Source organism: Hymenobacter busanensis (assembly GCF_008727865.1).
In the GTDB taxonomy this organism is placed as follows: Bacteria; Bacteroidota; Bacteroidia; order Cytophagales; family Hymenobacteraceae; genus Solirubrum; species Solirubrum busanense.
Genome location: NZ_VTWU01000002.1, coordinates 237,632 through 259,094, shown reverse-complemented (window position 1 = coordinate 259,094; position 21,463 = coordinate 237,632). Strand labels below are relative to the sequence as shown.

Sequence of the window (21,463 nt, the reverse complement as noted above, 5' to 3'; positions counted from 1 at the left end):
GGTGAGGTGGGCGAGGGCATTCCGTGCTAAAAGGCACGTTCCCAATAGCAAGTATACGGCAATTTACCGGCTTCACCAACGAAGTCCGATTGCCGTGAGCTGTAAGTGGCTGTTTGAGTAATTAGCTGTAAATGACTTGTATGTAAAACCTTACTGCGCCTTACAATGTAACTCGTTCGTCGCCCTGCTGGTAGGGGAGGAATAGCAATATTAAGTTCAGCATTTCACTGCGGGATTCCATCAATCCACCTGAAATAATCATCTGAGGCGGATTGAACGGGTTATTGGGGTTTTTGCGGGTGTTGTCGTAAACCCCTTGGACCGTTATAACAGAGCCTTTAGGCAGGTAAAGCATTTGTTTGAACCTGTACGACTCCTGCCAACGGAAATCCCAAGCCGGTATTCGCACCAGCGGCACATCCTCGCCCGACGGCAGGGTGGCCCACGCTTTGTAGGATTTGCCCAGCAGGTGCATGTGCGGCCAGGCATAAAGCAAGGATAGATCGGTGCTGGTACGCAGCTTTACTTCAAACCGCTTGACGCTGTCGGCGGGAATGATGAGCGGAGGTGTGATTTCACCGATGCCTCCCGACCCAATGCTGACGGCTTGCACCACCCGTTTTACGGGCTGAGCGGCAAAGTACACGTTGATGGCCGACCAGTCGGAGGTGTCGACGGCGGAACCGCCGTAATGCACCGTCAGCAAAATGACTCCTCGACGCGGCAGGGCAAAGCCCACTCCGCTCGGAAACTCTTGCATAGACGAGCCCGGAATCCAGCCGCCGTAGTACACCAAGTCCGCCATCAGCGGCTGAAACTCGCCCAGATTGGTCAGAAACTGATCAGACAGCACGTAGTCGCTTCCCCGGTAAATGTCGGTGTTGGCATCTACGGCTTGGATAGCGTAATTGGCGTGGTGCAACAGCCGCCGATTGCCCGGAACGAACTCAATGGCACGAACAGGCTGATCGGCGGGCAGGTCCACGGGAATCTTGAACATCACAAAATTCTCTGTGTTGTTTCCCCGAATACGGTACGCCTCCTTGGGGCGTAAGACCAAATCGGGCTTCGGGGCTTTGGTTTCGGCGTGGGCCAATGCGGTAGTTTTCGCCACGGCGCCCTGTGGGGCACCATTAGCGGCCCACTTCTTTATCAACTCAATCTGGCCATCTGTTAAGCGGCGCTCATTGGCGAAGGATCGGTAATGACTGTCCGCCTTCCACGGCGGCATATAGCGCGCTTGCGTAACCACCTGAATGGTCTTGGCCCTCCGAGCGGCATCCCTGTAGGTCAGCAGCGAGAAAGGAGCTGCGCCGCTTGGCTTGTGGCAGGGCACGCAGTTGGCCTGCAGAATGGGGGCTATATGTTGGGTGTAGGTTATGGCCTGGCCTTGCGAAAAGCCGGCCAGAGGCCACGCCATAATTGCAGCCAGGAAAAGCAGCCGAGTGAGTACGCTCAAGACAGAAGTAGGAGCCGGGAAGTAATGGGAAACGGTTCCGTTGATAAAGTTACTCATGATTTCCGGTTCCGTTGGGGAATAAAAAAGCCCCTCGGCAAACGCCGAGGGGCTTTTAAAGCTTAACCAAGTTGAACCTTAGTTTTTATCCCACCACAGTTTGGTGGTCAAACCGTCGGCGCCTTGGCGGGCAACAGCCGCAGCGTAGCTGGCCTGGTTAACCGATTGTTCGTTGGCCGGGTAAGGGAAACGAACCGGGATTTTGCCACCAGCAGCTGCCACGGGGTTGCGGGGCAGGGGCAGTACCGGGTAATCGAGGCGGCGGTATTCCGACCACGCTTCGTTGCCCTGGCCAAACAGTGCAATCCACTTCTGCTCGCCGATGGCCTGCTTGAAGTTGGTGCCGGTTACGGTCACGTTTACTGCCGGCTGGGCCAAGTAGGTGGCAATATCAGCGGCAGAAATGCCGTACTGCTCCATCGAAGCCGTAATAGCGTTCTTGTACTCGGTGGTAGCATCACCCGTAATGCCGTAAGTACCGCGGGCAAGAGCTTCGGCTTTGAAGAACAGCACCTCGGCGTAGGTCATCAACACACCCGGAGCATCACCTGCGGTGAAGTAGTCGCCTACTTTCGAGGTAGCGCAGAACGGTCCCAGGCCGGTGGCTTGAGCATTCGTCAGGCCGTTGCGTACACCGCGGTAGGTGTTCGTCGAATCACCGTACGGAGCGCTAGCATCACCGCACTCGGGGTGGTTGGCATACACGGCAATGCGCGGGTCGTTCAGCTTCAGCAAGCGCTGCACCAAAGTGCGGCTTACGCGGTGGTCGTCGCGGGTCTTGCGGTTTTCGTTAACCGGGTTGTTGTTCGGCGAAGCGGGCAGGAAGTTGAACTGGGCGTTGTCGGCGTTGCTGGTAAACACACCAGCGGCCAGTGCTTCTGCTGCGGCAGACTGCGACAGGGTCGAGTTTGCGTCGGCAATGCGCATGGCCAAGCGCAGGCGCAGCGAGTTGGCAAACTTTTTCCACGCAGCCATGTCGCCGAAGTAGATTTCGTCGCCACTGATGTCGGCACCGCTCGTGTTGATCAAGGCACTAGCCGTTTTCAACTCCGCAATCATGCCGGTGTAGATGTCTTCCTGCTTGTCGTATTTGGGCGTGATGATGTTGTCAGCCAAACGACCGGCTTCCGAGTACGGAATATCACCGTAGATGTCGGTGAGCACCGAGAAGAAGTACGTCCGCATGATCATGCCGACGGCCTGGTAGTTGGGGTTGTTCTGCGCCTTGCCCTGGCGGATGATGTCGTTGAAGTCCTGCAGGCCCTGGCTGTAGAAACCATCCCAGATGCTCTGGTAGGAAGCCGGACGGAACGAGTAACGGTCTTCGTTGGTGTACTGCACCTTGGCCCAGTGCTGCACAATCAGTTGCGAGCCGTCCTGCGCGGCGGGCACGTCGAACAGGCGGAAAATGTTCTGGCGCTCGGCGTTGGTGAGAACGTAAGCGGGGTTAGCCGTTTCCGGGTTGTTGGGGTTCTTGTTCAGCCCCTCAAACCCCTTATCGCACGAGGCCAGCCCGAGGACGAGCGGCAAGGCGAAGGCAAGCTTGCGGTAGTTAAAAGCACTCATTGTAGGAAGAAACAAAGTGTGAAGGAAAGCAGGTCGACGCCGGTAAAAACGCCGACCCGTTTTCATATTACAAAGTCAGGTTGATGTTGAAACCGTAGCTACGGGTCGAGGGAATCTGACCAAACTCGAGGCCCTGCGCATTGCCGTTGTTGAAAGCCGACTCCGGATCAATGTTCGGTGCATTCGAGTGGATAATCCACAGGTTACGACCTACTGCCGAAACACCAATGCCCTTCAAGAAAGTTTTCTCAACAAGGGATTTTGGCAGCTGGTAGCCGAGCTTCACTTCGCGCAGCTTCACGAACGAGGCATCGAAGATGCTCGAGGTGTGGATGCTGTTGATGTAGCGAGCTTTGTAGTAGTCTTCAGCGTTGGCTTTGATGTCGTTCGGGCTGAAGCTGCCGTCGGCATTTTCCTTCACGCCTTCGCCAATAATCCCACCTTCGCGGCCGGGCAGCGACGTAGCCAGCGTGCCGGCGTAGTTACCCCACAGGTTGGTTACCGAGAAGATGTCGCCACCTTGACGCGTATCAATCAGGAAGCTGAAGTTGACGCCTTTGTAGCTGAAGGCGTTGTTCAAGCCACCAATCCAGTCGGGCGTGTAGTTACCCAACACTTTGCGGGTCGGGTCGCTCTGGGGCAGGCCGTCCTCGTCGTAAATGATCTGGCCAGCGTACTGACCTTCTTTCACGCGCAGGAAGTCGTTGCCGAAGAACGCGCCGTAGGTTTCGTTCACACGAGCTTCTACGTTCATGCTCCAGGTGGTACCCAGAACCAGCGTCTTGATCTGACCTTCTTTGTCGAACTCGTCAACGCGGTTGCGGTTGGCGGCGAAGTTGGCCGTCAGGTTCCACTGGAAGGGGTTGTCGGCTGCCAGGGGCGCAACGTTCAGGATAGCCTCGATACCGCGGTTCGAGATTTTACCCGCGTTGAAGCTCTTAGCCAGGTAACCCGTCGAAGCCGAAACCGGCACAGCCAGAATCTGGTCGATAGAGTTGGTCTTGTAGCCCGTCAGTTCCAGACCGATGCGGTCTTGCAGGAAGCGAACTTCCACGCCAGCTTCCAGCGACTTGGTGCGCTCCGGCTTCAGGTCGGGGTTGAGCAGGGTGTTGCCTACCGTTACTGCCGGGTCGCCGCCGTACGGCTGGTTGATCAGGTAGTAGTTGCGCAGGTTGTACGGGTTGGTATCGTTACCTACTTCGGCGTAGCCAGCACGCACTTTGGCAAACGACAAGGGCGAGTTTTCGATGCCCAGGGCCTCCGTGATTACGAAGCTACCGTCGATAGACGGGTAGAAGTAAGAGTTGTTGTCGGGCGACAAGGTCGAGGACCAGTCGTTACGAACCGTACCACCCAAGAACGCGAAGTTGCGGTAGCCGATTTTCGCCGAACCGTACAAGCTGTTCACCCGGCGCTTTGAAATGGGGTTCAAAACGGCCGTGTTGTTGTTGCTCGTCGTGTTGAATGCCAGCGGCTTCGACGAGTTGCTCAGGTTGAACAAGCCCGGAACCGCCAAGTCAGGAGCTGCAATGGAGCTGTACTCCTGGCGGTTGTCGCGACGGTTGGCGCCCACCAGCACGTCCAGGTTGATATCCTCCGTGATGTTACGGTTGATGGTAGCCAGGAATTCGGTGTTACGCTCCAACACGAAGATTTTGTCTTCGGTGTAGTCGTCGTTGATGGTTTGTTCGATGTCGTCCAGACCGATGCGGCGGGTGTTGATCTGGTTGTAGAAGTCGTTGGTCGTACGAGCCGTCAACGTCAGCCACTGCACCGGCGAGTAGGTCAGGGTCAGGTTCCCAATTACCCGGTCACGACGGTCGTTGTTCTGGTTTTCGTACAGCGTGAAGTACGGGTTGTTGTGGTAGTTGTAGTTCCAGTTGTACTTGGTACCGCTGATGTCGTTCGGCTTGCTGTAGTTCTTCAGCTCGCTGATGTCTACCTGGCGGCCAAACCACACGAACTGCTGCATCGGGTTCTGGGAGCTGTAGCCCAGCTGCGGGCGGCGGCCACGCGTTTCCGAGTAGTTGATGTTCGTGCTAACCTTGAACTTGTCGGTAATGTCGGTGCCACCGTTTACGTTCACCGTGTTGCGGCGCAGGAACGTATTGGGCAGTAGGCCTTTCTGGTCGAGGTTGGTGTACGACACCCGGATACCCGATTTGTCGTTGCCGCCCGACAGGGCCACGTTGTTGGTCAGCGTACGGCCCGTCTCGAAGAAGTTCTTCACGTTGTCGGGGTGGGCTACCCACGGCGTGGCCTGGCGTACGCCATTCACTACCGGCGAGTTGAACTGCGGAATCAGGCGGCCGTCCAGTTTGGGACCCCAGCTTTCATCCACACCGTCGTTGGTACCGCTGCCTTGGCCGTCCACAAACTCGAATTCGCCCGCGTTGCCTTGGCCGTATTCGTTCTGGTACTCAGGCAGCTTCAGCGGCGTTTCAAACGTCGTGGTGCTGTTGATCGAAATACCCAAGCCACGGTTTTTGCGGCCCGATTTCGTGGTAATGACAATAACACCGTTGGCACCGCGCGAACCGTACAAAGCCGCTGCGTTAGCGCCTTTCAGGATCGTCATGCTCTCGATGTCGTCGGGGTTGATGTCGGAGGCTGCGTTTCCGTAGTCAACACCGCCGTTGGGGCCGCTGTTGGCGAAGTTCGAGTTGTCGATCGGCTGACCGTCAATTACGAACAACGGCTGGCTGCTGCCGGTAACCGATTTGGCACCGCGGATTACGATACGCGACGAACTGCCGGGCTGGCCCGAGCTGTTCGAAATCTGCACGCCGGCTACTTTGCCCTGCAGCGAGTTAACCACGTTGGTTTCGCGCGCTTGGGTCAGATCGGCACCCTTAACATCCTGTACGGAGTAGCCCAGAGACTTTTTCTCTTCCTCACGGCCCAGGGCCGTTACCACTACCTCGCCCAATTGCTTGGTGTCGGTGGCCAAGCGCACGTCGATAGTGCTGGCGTTACCGATGGGGCGCTCCACGGTGGTGTAGCCTACAAAGCTAAATACCAAGGTGGTAGCATTTGCAGGCACTTCAAGCGTAAACTGACCTTCCGAGTTGCTGGAAGTACCGGTAGGAGTGCCTTTAACGAGTACAGTTACACCAGGCAATCCTGTGTTGGTCTCCGCATCGGTAACCCGACCGGTTATGGTCCGCACTTGCGCCTCCGCCTGTTGCAACAGGCTAGTGGTGAGCAAGCCGGCCATAAATAAAGTTTTCTTCATGAGGATTTTGGGTTTGGTGAGTGAATGGTGAGTGAAGGTTCTGTAAGCAATAATAGAATTTACAACTTGAAACCGCAAAAAGGGACTTAACAACTCGACATAGCTGTATTGGAATACCAACAGGTGCTATGTCAATATAAGGCTTTTTTGTAAAATTATATCAAGAAAAGTGTTGGCATAATAAACTTTTTGAAAGAAGCAGTTGGATCTAAAATTCCAAAAAAGCTAGGCTATTTATAATAATAAAAGGGGTATATAATTACAGCAATTGTGTAATAAATAGGCAGGCAATATTTGGAGAAACCTTTGTTGTTAATACCCGTTTAAGGCCGGCTTCAGTAGATAGATGCTCAAGAAGTTAATTTTCCATAAGGTACCCTTTTATATATTGATCTAAATCTCCGTCCAGCACATTTTGCACGTCGCTGCGCTCAATGCCAGTACGAAGGTCTTTCACCAGCTTGTAAGGGTGCAGTACATAATTCCGAATCTGGGAGCCGAAATCAATCCGCTTTTTGCCAGCTTCTACCTCGGCTTTAGCAGCATTGCGCTTGTCTAATTCCTGCTGGTACAAACGCGAACGAAGCATGCGCAACGCATGCTCTTTGTTCATGAGCTGCGACCGTTCAATCTGGCACTCGATAACGATGCCAGAGGGCTTGTGCCGCAGGCGCACAGCTGTTTCTACTTTGTTCACGTTTTGGCCGCCAGCTCCACCCGCACGAAATGTGTCCCATTCAATATCTCCGGGGTTAACCTCGATTTTGATGGTGTCATCGACTACTGGATAGGCAAAGACAGATGCAAACGACGTGTGTCGGCGGCCACTGGAATCGAAGGGGGAAAGGCGAACTAGGCGGTGCACGCCGATTTCACTTTTCAAGTACCCATAGGCAAACTGACCTTCAATTTCCAAAGAAGCAGATTTTATTCCAGCGCCTTCGCCCGGCTGATAGCTCACTTGGCGCACATTGAAGCCGTGCTTTTCACCCCACATGATGTACATGCGCATCAGCATCTCGGCCCAGTCCTGGCTTTCGGTTCCGCCGGCGCCGGGATTGATGTCGATGATAGCCGACAACTGGTCTTCCTCGTCGGAAAGCATGCGCTTGAACTCCAATTGTTCGACGGTTTGCAGCGCGTGGTCGTATTCAGCGCGCATTTCCTGCTCGGTGGCTTCGCCTTCCTTGTAGAAGTCGAAGAGCACGTCCACGTCGTCCATTGCTTTGGCAGCAGCTTCGTAGTCGTCGGTCCACACTTTCACCGACTTGAGCTCCTTCAAGGTGAGTTCGGCTTGTCGCGAATCATCCCAGAAACCGGGCGCTTGGCTCTGAGCTTCTACAGCCAGTACGTGTTCTTTGCGGGCATCGTAGTCAAAGATACCTCCTCAGGGCCTCCACACGGCCCCTCAAGTCTTTCACTTGCTCCAATGTCATGAGCGAAAGGGTAGCGGGGTTAAACGAAACTTTAGCGCACCGCAGCAAGCTGCGGCAGCCAAGCAGAAAAGTAAATGTACACCGTTGAAAGCAGTGCCGCCCGCTACTTGCTATGGGCAAACAACGGGCGGCACGAGAAGCAGCTAGCGGAGAGGATTATACCTCCACCATCCAACGGTGAGAATCCTCGGCTTCGCCGGTGCGAATAGCTTGTAGCGCCGCCGCCGCCCGCCGCGAGAAAGCACTGTTATCTACAGCGGCCAATTCGTAATCGTGGCCCTCGTAGCCGATGGCAGTAATAGGGGCAATGGTAGCAGCCGTTCCAACGCCAAATGCCTCTTGCAGAGTGCCTGTTTGAAGGGCCTCGATAATTTCGTGCGTTGATACTTTCCGTTCCTCTACGGGCATACCCCAGTCACGGGCCAGTTGCAACACGCTGCGGCGGGTTATACCGTCGAGAATGGAGGAACTGAGGGCCGGGGTGATGATGCGGTTGTTGATGACGAAAATGGCGTTCATCGTACCCGATTCCTCTACGTAACGGTGCTCGGAAGCATCGGTCCAGATGAGTTGGTTGTAGCCTTGCTGCTGAGCCAACTTGGTAGGGTACATAGCGGCGCCGTAGTTGCCGGCATTCTTGGCGTAACCAGCGCCTCCTTCGGCGGAGCGTACGTATTTCTCCTCAAAGCGTACCCGCAGGGGCTTGTTGTAGAAAGCACCCACCGGGCAGGTGATGATCATGAAGCGGTAAGTATCAGAGGGCCGCACACCCAACAAACCGTCGGTGGCGAACATGAAGGGCCGGATGTAGAGGGCGGTATCGGCGGCTTCGGGCACCCAGGCGGCATCGAGGCGAACGAGTTGGGTGAGGCCCTGCATAAAGAGTTCCTCGGGTAGAGCGGGCATGCACATGCGCTCGGCCGAGGCGTTGAGGCGGAGCAGGTTGTCCAGCGGGCGAAACAGTGCCACGCCGCCTTGGGCGGTGCGGTAAGCTTTCATGCCCTCAAAAATGGCTTGGCCGTAATGCAGCGCCGAGTTGGCGGGGCTCACCGCCATGTCGCCGTAGGGAACAATCTGAGGCTCCTGCCACTCTCCGTTTACAAAATCGACCGCAAACATGTGGTCGGAAAAGAGTTTGCCGAATTCAATGTTCGCAGGATCCAGTTCGCCCAGCCGGGAAACCGGGCTACGGTGGATATTGATCGTCAGAGTTTCAGTCATGACAAGCGAGAAGGAGATGGAGAGAGGGGAAAGGTGGGTAGGGGGTAAGGAAGATACAGCCTAAAAGGGGGAATAAGGCTGAAACGCTTCCGTTAGCCCCGCGGTTGCCAGGTAATTTCCTCGCTGCCGAGGTCGTGGCACATCAGGCGGGCTAATACAAACAGGTAATCCGACAGGCGGTTCAGGTACATTACCACTAAATCGGGCACGAAGGATTCTTCGCGCAGGGAAATGGCGAGGCGTTCGGCGCGGCGGCACACGCAACGGGCGACGTGGGCGTAGGAAACCGAGGGGTGCCCGCCGGGCAGAATAAAATGCCGCAACTCGGGCAAAATATCATTCATGCGGTCCATTTCCTGCTCCAGTACCAGCACGTCGGCATCGTGCAAGTCGGGCAGCGCCATGCGGGCTCGTTCGGGGTCGGAGGCCAGCGTGGCCCCGATGGTGAAAAGGCGGTCCTGAATCTGCTTCAGCAGGGGGCGGTATAGAGCGCACACATCCTGGTCGCGCACCAGCCCAATCCAGGAGTTCAACTCGTCGACGGTGCCGTAGGCTTCGATGCGCAAGCTCGACTTGGGCACGCGCGTGCCGCCTATGAGGGAAGTGAGGCCTTTGTCGCCGGTGCGGGTATAAATTTTCACAGCGGAAGGTGAAAGAGAATGAAAGCTAACGAACGTTAGCGACTTCGAAGGTAACAGGCAAAAAATAATGCCTCAACGGGCCGGGTTGAGGCATCAAAAGAAATGGAGAAAGAGCGGGTGCTATACGCCGCGCATGGCGGCGTGGTGCGAGGCTACGTTTTCGTTGACGTTGTCGCTTTCCACAAGCCCGTCGCGCAGGCGCACAATGCGGTGGGCGTAGTGGGCAATATCGTCTTCGTGGGTAACCATGATGATGGTGTTGCCTTTGGCATAGAGCGCCTCAAACAAGTCCATGATTTCGTAGCTGGTCTTGCTGTCGAGGTTACCGGTCGGTTCGTCGGCTAGAATGATGCTCGGGTCGTTGACCAAGGCACGGGCAATGGCCACACGCTGGCGCTGCCCGCCCGACAGTTCGTTGGGCTTGTGCTTGGCGCGGTCGGCTAGGCCTACCGAGCGCAACGACTCCATGGCCCGCTCTTCGCGCTCCGATTTGCTGTAGCCGGCATAGATGAGCGGCAGGGCTACGTTATCGAGCGAGGTGGCGCGAGGTAGCAGGTTAAACGTCTGGAAAACGAACCCAATTTCGCGGTTACGTACCTCCGCCAGCTGGTTGTCGGTCATGCGACTGACGTCTTTGCCGTTGAGCACGTAGGACCCCGATGTGGGGGTGTCCAGACAGCCCACGATGTTCATGAGCGTGGATTTGCCCGAGCCCGACGGGCCCATGAAGGCGACGTACTCCCCTCGCTGAATGCGAATGGTGATGGAACGGAGCGCATGGATGCGCTCGGTACCCATCTGGTACATTTTGGAAATTTCGGACGTGTCGATGACAGGCGGCAGCATGGCGCGTGGTTTTAGTCCCAGGGTGCTGCGGCGGCCCGGTGGACGGCGCGCCGCTTGTCGTATTGGCGCTGAAAGGTAATATATTCCGCGCTTGGAAGCAATGGGCGCAATTTGGCTACTGTTTGGTCGCCGTATTGAACCAAACCAGCGTCGGCGGCGGCTAAGGCAAACCGCTGCAGAAGTGCCGTAGACTCGGGATTATACTGCGTGGCGCGTCGCAGGGCCTCATACGCCGCTAGGTATTGACCTTGGCCGGCGAAGAAATCGGCGGCTTGCACAATGCCGGTTTCGGAGAACGGGTCAACCTCGACCAACCGGCGGTACTGGTTTTCGGCAGCGCGTTTCGGGAGCCCCGCCGCTTGCCGGAATTGGGCGGCAAGCGGCTGAAACGGTACCGGTTTTGCCTGGAGCGGCAAGGCGTCAACTAAACGTTTTGCTGACGTCGCCAACGCGGGCGTAGCCGCCGCTACGCTTGCCGCTGCCCGCGCCGAATCGGGCTGGGAACTGAGGGCGAAAGCATAGGCACGAGGCAAGGAGGCCGAGACGTCGCCGGTTTGCTGGGCTAGTTGGAAGCGCGGCGCCGCCGAAGCATAGAGGCCGCGTTCCAGCAAGTAAAGCCCGAGTACATGATGAAAGTAACCGCCGTTGTCGCCCGCTGCAAGTGTTTCCATCAGGTTGTAGCCCTGCGCCGGTTCCTGGCTGCGTAGTTGCGTGAGAGCCTGTAGAAAAATCAGCTGGTCGGCAAAGGCGTCGTTGGCCGGTAGCTGACGCAGGCGCCGCAACGAGGGCAGCATGGCCGTGTCGCGGCGGGCGGCCCGCATGAGCCCAACGTGGTAGAAGCGGGCAAACTGTGCGGCCGTCAACACCGAATCATTGCTCGTTTGGGAAGCCGGTAACGGGGTGCTCGCGCCGGCCATAAGTTGCCGAAGCACGTCGTTGCTCTGCCAAGCCAGCCAAGAGGGCAATGGATGAGCGGCTGTGGCTTCCTGAGCGCCGCGCAGTTGGTTGTTTTTCAGCAGAAAGGCCAGCCAGTTGGTGTGGGCCACAGCGTCGTCGGCATCGACGGCGACGGCGCGCTGGTGGTAATACACCACCGAATCGGTGAGGGCGGAGCGGGTGTAGAGCTGCGCCATTTCGGTGTTGAGCCACCGGCTGGCGGGGTAGCTGCGCAGGCCCTGCCGCAGAATCTGCTGGTGCTCGAAGAAGTCGGTGGCTTGGTCGAAGCGGGCTGCCAGACGCAACAGGGCCTTTTCGTTGGGCTCTCGCTCCAGCGTCAGCCGCAGAATATTGATTTCGTTTTGCCGCTGGGCCAGCCTTTGGTACAAAGCCGCCCGGCCCAGCGCGGCGCGGGCATTGCGCGGGTCGAGTTGGTCGGCCTCGGCATAGTAGCGTTCGGCCAGCAAGGCTAAGTACTCGTCGTTGGGCTGGCCTTCGCTTTGGAAGCGGGTAAGGTCGCCCAGCTGCACGTATTGCCCGGCATGAACTTGGTCAATCAAATCCGCATTGTTGCGGACGAGTACAGCCCCCATTGCGGCGGCAGCCAATAGATACACGGTATAAAAGGGCAGCCGGCGTGGGTCGTAAGCCACGCGAAACACCTGCAGCCGCTTGCGCATGAGCGGTGCAAAATTGAGCAGCAGATACAGGAAAAATGCCCCGCCCACGCTCAGCAACGCCAATGCCGCCAACTCCCGACTAGCCGACAGCACCGGTCCGTTGGCCGTAGCTGCCGCGTAGCCCGCCGAGGCTATGGCCACCAAGAGCAACGTAAGGTAGAGCAAGGCCGCGGCAGGGTAGGGAAGCCAGTCGGTGTAGGTACGGGCCCGTTGAGGCAGGCCCCACCAGCCTGCTACGGCAGCCAAGAGCACCAGCAGGTAGGGGTCGAGGTAGATGCCACCGGGAAAAATCTGAAGCTGGCCGCCGTTTAGGTAATAAAACAGCAACGAGCCCAACAGCAGCAGGCTCGTCAGCACAAACGGCAACAGGCCGAAACGGCTTTTGGGATTGTCGGATTGCGTGTTGAACCACAGCAGGGCGAAGATCAGCTCAACGCCAACCCACAGGGCCAGCAACACCACGGCCGCGGCGCCAGCCAGCGTGCCGTAGGCGGCTAAATGTAAGGTGATATAAGCAGCCGGAAACGGGGCCCGCCAGTAGAGCAAAGCGCCCAAACCGACTACCAGCACTGCGAACAGCACTAGGCGCAGACCGAGCGAAACATGCTCCAGAAACGCCTGCAAGACAAACGCCGCACCGCCCAACAGGATAAGTGCGGCCAGCAGGAAATACCGCTGCGCCCCGAAAACCTCCAGCACATCTACATTGAGCGACATGAGCAGGAAGATGACGGCCACCATGCCGCCCAGAAACGCCGGGCGGGCCAAAGTGCTGATGACGGCCAGCCAAACGGTGAGGGCCACCCCCAGCCACACCACCCACAGCGTGGCGGCGGCGGGCCATAGTTCGGGGCCGCCCACGTCGCGGGTTTGGGTCACTAAGTAGCCGTTGACCTGCAGCGCGAGGCTGTCGAGGCCGGTGGGAATACGGGCCACCGTGACGGGCACGGGCGTTAGCTGCGCCACCGTGCCCACGGGCAGAGTATGGTCGTTGCCCGTGAGAAATTGATACAGCGCCAAGCCCAAGGCCAACACCACCAGCGTGCCGAGCAGCGCGGTAATGCCGCGAAAACGGGCTAGCGGGGACGGTGAAGAAATGGGCTCGGGCACGCCTTATTCCAATACTTTGGGCACGCGGAAATAGTCGCTGTCTTTGCGCGGGGCGTTGAGCAGGCCCTCGGCGTGCGAAACGGTGTTGCGCGGCGTGTCTTCGCGCAGCACGTTTAGCTCGCGCGAGAGGTGTACCAGGGGTTCTACTTGGGTGGTATCCAACTCCCGCAACTGTTCCACCCAGTTCAGGATTTCGTTCAGGTCCCCGAGCATTTTTTGCTCGTTGCGCTCATCAAATTCGAGACGGGCCAAGTGCGCCAGCTGGCGGAGGGTATTCAGGTCAGTACTCATCGGAAAGAAGTCGTTAAGAATTGGGCAGCACCGCGTCGGCTGGGGCCGTAGTGCGCTTCGGCGCCACCAAGGTACGCCAAGTGCTGGGCTCGGGTATGCCGCCGGCGGCCGGATCCAGCGCACTGGCTACAATGCCTTGCACCCGTTCCCTCAGCGCGGGGGCATCGGCCGCGGTAAGGCCCTGGGTGGAAATAGGTGCGTGCATTACCACCCGGAGCGGCGCGTAACGTACCCGCAACGAACCGCTCACATCGGGCATGAAGTGGTGGTTGTAGGGCATAGTAATGGGCACCACCGGTACGCCCACCGCAATGGCCAGTTGAAAGGGTCCGTCTTTAAAGGGCATCAACTCCTCACCGGGTTTGTCCGAAATCTTGCCTTCGGCGAAAATGATGACCGAACGGCCCTCCTCCAGGCTCTTGCGGGCCTGCACAATCGAGCGGGCCCGGCTCACCACACTGTCGCGGTTGACAGTAATGTAGGTATTGCCGAAGATGGTTCCCCAGAGCGGCACCTTGGCCAGGGAGCTTTTGCCGATGATGTTCAAAAAACCCGGAATGGCCTTGAACAGCAACGGAATATCGATGTAGGAGCTGTGGTTGGATACGTACACGTACGGCCCCGTGGGCATGGGAGCCTTACGAATGATATCGACGGGAATGCCCCACATGCGAATGAAGAGCAGCGCCCATACGCGGTTGAGCGCGTGCATGTACCGATGCCCGGCCGGGCGTCGGCTCAGGAGCCACTGCAGCGGGTACGTCAGCACAAACGGCATAACGAACCAGAACGTAGCCCAGGTGGTGTATAGGCGGTGACCGATATAGCGCAACAATCGACGCATCGTGCAAAGGTAGCAACCAACAAGGATGGACCGGGCAGAAACGAGGTCTTAACGCTCCCCGGTCTGCATTAAGTGCCGTTACGTGGCCGAACTGTGGCCGGTGCGGGCAGCCAACACCCGCTCGGCCTTCAGCAAACCGGCCACGCTAATGGCGTCGGTAATGCGGTTGTTCATCACCATTTCCACCGCCTCGTGCAAAGGCAGCTTCCAGAGGTGAAGCTCCTCGGTTTCCTCGGGCACAGCCTCGCCTTGTTCCAGTTCCTCGGCCAGAAACACGAACCCCTCTTCGTCGGTTACGGAGTTGGAAGTGTGCAGGCGGGCAATGTTGGTCCAGCGGTGGGCGCGCAGGCCGGTTTCTTCCAGCAATTCCCGCTGCGCCGATTCGAGGATGTCTAGCTCTACCGGGCCGCCACCCATCGGAATTTCCCAGCAGTATTCGTTGAGCGTGTAGCGGTACTGGCCCACCAGCCACGTGTTGCCGTGCTCGTCGATGGGCACAATGCCGAGGGCCTTGTTCTTCATCGACACCACGCCGTAGATGCCACGCCCGCCGCCCGGGTTAATCACTTGGTCTTCGCGCACGCTGATCCAAGGGTTCTGGTAGATAGGCTGTGTGCTGAGCGTTTGCCAGGGGTTGTGGGTTTCGTCGGGTTGAGCTTGCATGAGCGAGTAGTGGGTATAGACCAGCACCGCAAATGTAGCTGGGGAACATGCCACAAGTAGAAGTGGAGTTTGGAGTTATCTGTAATGTGAAATATTTGTATTTATCAAATAAAATGGGCTGCTGTAAATCCGGCTTTCTAGCTACTTCGTAGGTGGCTGATTTTGCGTTTCACCTTTTGAAGAGCCCTGTTAATGCAAGGCGGGAAAGGCCATTATGTGTGTATATTTTACTATTTATATATAACCTCAAAACGAGCCAATCTTAGAAAAATAGTTCGTTTGGTGAAAATTAGCCGTGTAGAAGGTCTCAAGTAGGGCCGATTATTACGAATCTCACTTGCTGGAATAGTGCAGGGGCAATGGATTCGTACAGCAACTCAAATTTATCGTTCGCCTAGCAAAATGCTACGTTGGTCGAAAATCAATGAGCTGTCATAGAAGGTCGATATAGTTTTGCATTATGAAGCGAAGGGCAGTCCTTGGCTTGGCGAAGAATCCATCCATTCAAACCATACTTCAATGAAAACAGCCGTACGCTTTGCAGTGCTTCTGCTGGCGCTGAGCGGTTTTACGGGGCTAGCTGCTCACGCGGCGGCCCCGGTAGCCAACAACACGGCCTATGCCACGGCCATCCCGAACGGTAACGGGCCAACGTTGCTGTTCAACAACGCCATCAGCGCCACCATCTATGCCGACGCCGACGCCAACCTCACGGTGACGGAATTGACGTTTGTGACCGTGCCCACCAAAGGTGTGCTGTATGCCTACAACGTCTCGAACGGGGCGTCCGTGCAAGTAACGGCCGGCCTGACGGTGAGCCCACTGGAGTACCCGGCTTGGCTTTACGACCCCAATGCCGGTGCCACAGGCAGCGACAGTTTTACCTTCAGCGTAGCCGACAATACCAACGCAACGTCGAACACGGCTACCTATACCATCAACAGCATCACGAGCGGCGCACGCGTCAACGCGGCTCCTTTTCCGCGCCAAATTACCTCGCCGCTGCTGCAAAACACGGCTGGTGACACGCCGCTGGCGTACCCGCTGTTTGCCGCCGATGTGGATGGCAGCATCTCCTCGTATACCCTGCTGACGGTGCCCGACCCTGCTACTCAAGGCACGCTGAAGCTGAACGGCGTGGCCGTACCGGTCAACCAACCGCTCACGCCGGCGCAGGCTGCCAGCCTAACGTTTGACCCCATTGCCGGTTTGTTTGGCAACGTCACGTTCTCGTACAACGCCACCGACAACAACGGCGCTTCGGGGGCGGCTTCGGTGCTATACGCTATTCCGGTCGGCAATGCGGGCTGCAATAAAAACTCGGTCCTCGACTTTGCCGCCCGCCCGATGCTGGAAGACTGGACGACCGGTACCCAAGCAGTTAAAGTAGGTGCTACTACCATTTCGGCTAGCGGTTTTTCGGTACCGGGTTACACGGGCAGCGTGCCTTCGGCACTGCGGATAGAAGCCAACCCCACCATGCCTGGTAATGCCCTGGTGTGGACTTCCGATTACCCCAACAACGCTACCAACAAGACGGCGACGGTAACTTTCACATTGAGCCGCTTCGTGTCGGGCTTCTCGATGTCCATGGGGGACGTTGACTTCCAGAACGCCAGCTGGACCGACCAAGTAAGAATTGAAGGCTACCAGAGCAACGGCACCATCTACACGCTTAGCGCCGCCAACGCTGTTGAAGGTACCAACGTGACCCAATCCGGCAACACCTTCACGGGTTCCGGTGCCAACAGCACCTCGCCTGACGGCAATACGGTAGTGACTTTTCCCGTGCCGATCAACAAGGTCGTCATAACCTACTCCAATACTACTACGGCCGCTAACCCCGGCCAGCAGTTGCTGACCTTCGAGTCGTTTTCGTGGTGCGCCGCCGACGTGGCTACCGTGGTGAGTGGCCCGGCTCGCGCCACTACTGGCAACACCGTCACTTACACCGTGACGACGACCAACAACAGCGCCGAAAATGCCCTTAACGTACAGCCGACTCTGCAGCTGCCGATTGGTGTGACGCCTACCATTCCAGGCACGGCTAGCTACAACAGCACCACCGGCGTGGTGACCTTCGCCAACAACCCCACTGTCGCTTCGGGCGCGGTAGTGACCAACACGGTGACCTTCACCATGCCCAGCAACTCGGTTTCGGGTGTGGCGGCCAGCACGGTAACGGTAGACGACCAGCCGGAAAACAACAACGGCAGCCTGAGCGCCGCTCAGGTAACGACGCAGCCCAACCAGGCGCCCGTTGCGCGCAACATTACCTCGCCGACGCTGGTGAGCGGCACGGCCAACCAGCCAATTCCGGCCTTGGTAGCTACCGACCCGAATGGTGACAACACCATTGCCAGCTACGTCATTACGGCCGCCAGCATTCCAAACACGGCCACGCAGGGTTCTTTGAAATACACCCGCGACAACGGCACTGTCGTTTCGCTGACCACAGCCTCCTCGCTGACCGACCGCACGCTTACGCCGACCGAAATTTCGCGGTTGACTTTCTCGCCGGTTGTAGTAGCTGTAGCTATTACGCCGACCTTCACCTACACGGCGGTGGACGACATCGGCGCGACATCGAACACGGCTACTTATACCATTCCAGTTGCTCCTTCGGCTACCGGTGGTACCGATTTGGCCGTGACCCAGCAAGTGCAGCTCGGCCCGTACTCCCTCGGCGAAACGGTGACCTTCACGGTAACGGCTACCAACAACGGTGCCGCCGCTACCAGCGTGCAAGTGCGCGACCAACTGCCCGGCGGCCTGACCTTCGTATCGGCTACGCCTTCGGTTGGTAGCTACGACCCCAGCACCGGCATCTGGACCATTGGCAACTTCGCCAACGGCGCTTCGGCTACTCTGGCTATTCAGGCTACGCTGTCCCAGAACGGCACATTCACGAACACAGCCACTATTTCGGGCGCCGCTACGCAGGCCGAAACCAACCTGAATAACAACCAGGCCAGCCAGACCGTCAACCCCGGTACCACGGCGTACGCCCAGGATTTCGAGGGCCGCATCGTGACTGATTTGTGCGAAGCGGTGACCAACATGAGCCTGAACGACGGCGGCACCACGCCGACCCTCACGGGCAACGAATCGTTGCTGAGCGGTGCGCTGAGCACTACACTCAGCTCGTACACTACCCCCTTCCTGCGCCTGAACGGCTCGTCGGTGGTAACTTTCCAGGCCAAAGCTTCGGCGACGACCAACACGCCAGTCTACCGTGTAAACATCATCGACGCAGCGGGCAATAGCACGGCGGTACAGGCCAGCACTGCCTTCGGCAACGCCAACGTGCAAAACCTGTCGGTGAGCATTCCGCAAAGCGGTGTGTACAAAGTACAGATCGGCTTCACGACGGCCGCTGCCAGCACCACCACCGTCAGCCTCGACCAAGTGAGTGTGAGCAACGCCGCCGTGGCCACGGCCAAAAACGACGGCAACGACTGCACCGTGAACGTGCTGCCCGTAGCCGACGCCAAGACCTTCCGCGTCTCGAACCAAGCTTCGGCCACCACCATTCCGGCCCTCACCGGCTCCGACACGGCGCCCGGCTCGGTTAGCTCGTTCTACATCCAGACCATTACCTCGCCCACCACGCAGGGCACGCTCACGCTCGACGGCGCGGCGCTGCGCAACGGCCAGGAAATTTCCCTCGCCGACGCCAGCCGCATCAAGTTTACCCCGGTTTCGGGCTACGTGGGCACGGCCGAATTCCTCTACAGCAGCCGCGACAACACCGGCGAGCTGAGCGAGGCTGCTACCTACTCGATTTCGGTGGAGAACAGCACCACCATTTCGGGCATCATCTTCGACGACGTGAACTACGGCGGTGGTGCCGGCCGCGACTTTGCCGCCGCCAACACGGCGGCGCAAGCCAGCGGCTTTGCCAACAACGCCATCGGCCGCAGCGGAGCCACCGTGGAGCTGTACGACACCGAATCGGGTGCAATCGTCAACACCATCTCGTCGGGCACCAACGGGGCGTACACCTTCCCGCTCGTGCTGAGCGGCAACTACTCGGTGCGCGTGGTTAATTCCACCGTAACGTCGGTGCGCAACAGCGCGGCCAGCGGTGTAGTGCCGGTGCAGACGTACGTGAAGGGCGTGACGAACTACGTGGGCGGGGTAGACCCCACCAAGGAGGACGCCGCAGCCAACTCGGGCAGCCAGTTGCTGTCGGCCCTGACGGCGGGTAACAAACTGCCGCAGTCCATCAGCACGGTTTCGATTCCGACGGTAGTAGCCGCTGCTACAAACGTGAACTTCGGCTTCAACTTCGATGCCGTGGTGAATACCAACGACACCGGCCAAGGCTCGTTGCGCCAGTTCATTACCAACGCCAACGCCCTGCCGAACACCAACCTGAATCAGGAGCAGTTCAACAACAACGGCACGCCCACGGGCGTCAATCCCGCCGCGGGCATCGAGTCGGCCATCTTTATGATGAACGACGGCCGCACCTCGGACGTGCTGGCCGGCTTGCGCACTGGCCTGACGGCTCCGGCCGGCTACAGCGCCGCCACCAAAGCCTTTACCATCACGCTCAGCAGCGCCTTGCCCTCCATCATCGACGGCCAAACCACCATCGACGGCTCGACGCAAACGGCCCTGACCGGTGACGGCCCGGCCGCTTCGGACGCTACCACGACCGATCCGGAGGTGATTGTGAACTTCAACAACAACGCCGGTCTGTTTGTGACGGGTGCCAGCACGCGCCTTGCCTCTCTCGGCCTGAGCAGCGCCGTGGGCAACAGCACGGCCACCAGCGGCGCGGTATTGGCGCAGGGTGCAGGCGTAACGGTGAGCGGCGCGGCAGCCACGGGCACCACCATCACCGACGTTACGACGCTCAATAACGCCACGGCGGGCGTGCTGCTCACGGGTGGCGCCACGGGCGTAACCGTTACGGCTAACGTGCTGCGTACCGGTCGGGCCACGGTGGCGGCAGCCGGTATTGCCGCCACCGATGCCGAAGGCGTGGTACTGCAGAATGCCTCCGGCAACACGGTTACCAACAACTTCATCAGCAACAACGCCGGCTACGGCATTGAGCTGTCGGGGGCGGGTGCCAACAGCACCAACAACATCAGCGGCAACACCATCAACAACAACGGCACTGGCGGCACCGCCAACGATTCGGGCATCAGCATCCAGCTGGGCACCAACAACCTGATCAGCGGCAACACCATCAACAACAACAGCGCCGCCGGTATTGCCGCCGGTACCGGTACCTCGGGCAACCGCTTCACGCAGAACTCGATTTTCCTGAACGGCGCCGCCACCGGCCTCGGCATTGACTTGGCCAGCGCGGCCAGCCCCAACGGTGACGGCACGACTGTAAACGACAACGGGGACGGTGACTCGGGTGCCAACGGCATCCTGAACTTCCCTATCATCACGCAGTCGGTAATCACCAACACGACGACCGGCAACCTGGAAATTACGGGCTTTGCCCCGGCCGGTGCCTTGCTGGAGTTCTTCGTGTCAGACGCCACCACGGCCGCTTTCGGTGAAGGCCGTACGTACCTGACCGCCCGCACGGAAGGCCTCTCGACCCAGGACGTGGACACCCGCACCTGGGGCTACAGCGGCCTGATCAACGGCCTGAACCAGGGCACGGAGTCCGGCGTGAACCGCTACGCCTTCATCATCCCGATCAGCAGCCTTAATTCTACCCAGCGCGCCGCGCTGACGGCCGCCAACGCCCGCATCACGGCCACGGCCACTTTGCTGAGCGGTACGTTGGTCAACGGTACGGCAGTAGGCAATACCTCGGAGTTTTCGGGCAATGCCGCCGTGGGTCTCAACCAGCCCCTGCCGGTAGAGCTGACGAGCTTTGAAGCCAAAGCCAAGTCGGCCGACGCGCTGCTGACCTGGGAAACCGCTTCGGAGAAAAACAACGACCACTTCGACGTAGAGCGCTCCATCGACGGCAAGACCTTCGAGAAGGTGGGCTCGGTGGAAGGCCACGGCAGCACCAGCGCCAAGCAGCAATACGCCTACACCGACGCCAATGCCGCCCGCACGGCCGCCACGGTGTACTACCGCCTCGTGCAGGTGGACTTCGACGGCACGGCTACCGCTTCGGAAATCCGCACCGTGCGCTTCGGGGCCAGCAATGCCACTGTGGAACTGGCGCTGTACCCCAGCCCGGCGGCCGACTACCTGAACGTGACGCTGCAGGCCTCGGCCCAGCAGGCTACGGTGCAGGTGTACTCGACCACCGGCGCCCTGCTGATGACCCAGGCGCTCGACAGCACCCTGCGTACGACGCTGGACCTGCGCCGCCTGCCGGCCGGGGTATACAACGTGAAAGTTCAGGGCGCCAACGGCCTGAGCCTGACCCGCCGCTTCGTGAAACAATAGGGTGGATGGACCCTTCATGAACGGCAACGGCCGCTACCTTAGGGTAGCGGCCGTTTTTGTTGAGCTTGGGGTAATATTAGCTTAACTCTGTATTTGT

The 21,463-nt window shown here is 58.5% G+C and carries 12 protein-coding genes; 1 reads left to right on the top strand and 11 read right to left on the bottom strand.

The genetic code is table 11. From position 1 onward, the window contains the following. Nucleotides 1-160 precede the first annotated feature (160 nt). The 11 genes from F0P96_RS05575 to F0P96_RS05525 form a co-directional block, all read right to left on the bottom strand. Nucleotides 161-1,459 carry a cytochrome c gene (locus F0P96_RS05575; protein WP_151077834.1) on the bottom strand — a complete coding sequence of 433 codons (1,299 nt, stop codon included), beginning with the start codon at nucleotides 1,457-1,459 and terminating at the stop codon, nucleotides 161-163. A 135-nt stretch (nucleotides 1,460-1,594) separates the two neighbouring features. After that, complete coding sequence (locus F0P96_RS05570; RefSeq protein ID WP_151077833.1) at nucleotides 1,595-3,082, bottom strand: SusD/RagB family nutrient-binding outer membrane lipoprotein; 1,488 nt, start codon at nucleotides 3,080-3,082, stop codon at nucleotides 1,595-1,597. A 67-nt stretch (nucleotides 3,083-3,149) separates the two neighbouring features. Beyond that, complete coding sequence (locus F0P96_RS05565; protein ID WP_151077832.1) at nucleotides 3,150-6,317, bottom strand: SusC/RagA family TonB-linked outer membrane protein; 3,168 nt, start codon at nucleotides 6,315-6,317, stop codon at nucleotides 3,150-3,152. A 358-nt stretch (nucleotides 6,318-6,675) separates the two neighbouring features. After that, nucleotides 6,676-7,753 (bottom strand): peptide chain release factor 2 gene (gene prfB / locus F0P96_RS05560; RefSeq protein ID WP_151077831.1). Its coding sequence is split into 2 segments (ribosomal slippage): nucleotides 6,676-7,701 and nucleotides 7,703-7,753, totalling 1,077 coding nucleotides; the frame shifts between segments, so codons are not numbered across the junction. A gap of 156 nt (nucleotides 7,754-7,909) precedes the next feature. After that, entirely contained in the window at nucleotides 7,910-8,974 is a 1,065-nt protein-coding gene (locus tag F0P96_RS05555) for a branched-chain amino acid aminotransferase (RefSeq protein ID WP_151077830.1), read from the bottom strand. A 92-nt stretch (nucleotides 8,975-9,066) separates the two neighbouring features. Beyond that, a complete protein-coding gene (locus F0P96_RS05550) occupies nucleotides 9,067-9,615 on the bottom strand; it encodes a cob(I)yrinic acid a,c-diamide adenosyltransferase (protein WP_151077829.1) in 549 nt (182 codons plus the stop codon). A gap of 120 nt (nucleotides 9,616-9,735) precedes the next feature. Continuing rightward, nucleotides 9,736-10,461 (bottom strand): ABC transporter ATP-binding protein, encoded by a 726-nt coding sequence (locus tag F0P96_RS05545; RefSeq protein WP_151077828.1) that lies wholly within the window; start codon nucleotides 10,459-10,461, stop codon nucleotides 9,736-9,738. An 11-nt stretch (nucleotides 10,462-10,472) separates the two neighbouring features. Next, nucleotides 10,473-13,187, bottom strand: a complete 2,715-nt coding sequence (locus tag F0P96_RS05540) for a hypothetical protein (RefSeq protein ID WP_151077827.1) — start codon at nucleotides 13,185-13,187, stop codon at nucleotides 10,473-10,475. A 3-nt stretch (nucleotides 13,188-13,190) separates the two neighbouring features. Continuing rightward, a complete protein-coding gene (gene gatC / locus F0P96_RS05535; RefSeq protein ID WP_151077826.1) occupies nucleotides 13,191-13,478 on the bottom strand; it encodes an Asp-tRNA(Asn)/Glu-tRNA(Gln) amidotransferase subunit GatC in 288 nt (95 codons plus the stop codon). A 13-nt stretch (nucleotides 13,479-13,491) separates the two neighbouring features. After that, a complete protein-coding gene (locus F0P96_RS05530; protein WP_235917396.1) occupies nucleotides 13,492-14,322 on the bottom strand; it encodes a lysophospholipid acyltransferase family protein in 831 nt (276 codons plus the stop codon). Between the two features lie 78 nt (nucleotides 14,323-14,400). Continuing rightward, on the bottom strand, nucleotides 14,401-14,985 hold the full coding sequence (locus F0P96_RS05525; RefSeq protein WP_151077825.1) for an NUDIX domain-containing protein: 585 nt from the start codon (nucleotides 14,983-14,985) through the stop codon (nucleotides 14,401-14,403). A 519-nt stretch (nucleotides 14,986-15,504) separates the two neighbouring features. On the opposite strand from F0P96_RS05525, the gene F0P96_RS05520 reads away from it, so the two are divergent. Then, on the top strand, nucleotides 15,505-21,366 hold the full coding sequence (locus F0P96_RS05520; RefSeq protein WP_151077824.1) for a right-handed parallel beta-helix repeat-containing protein: 5,862 nt from the start codon (nucleotides 15,505-15,507) through the stop codon (nucleotides 21,364-21,366). Nucleotides 21,367-21,463 lie beyond the last annotated feature (97 nt).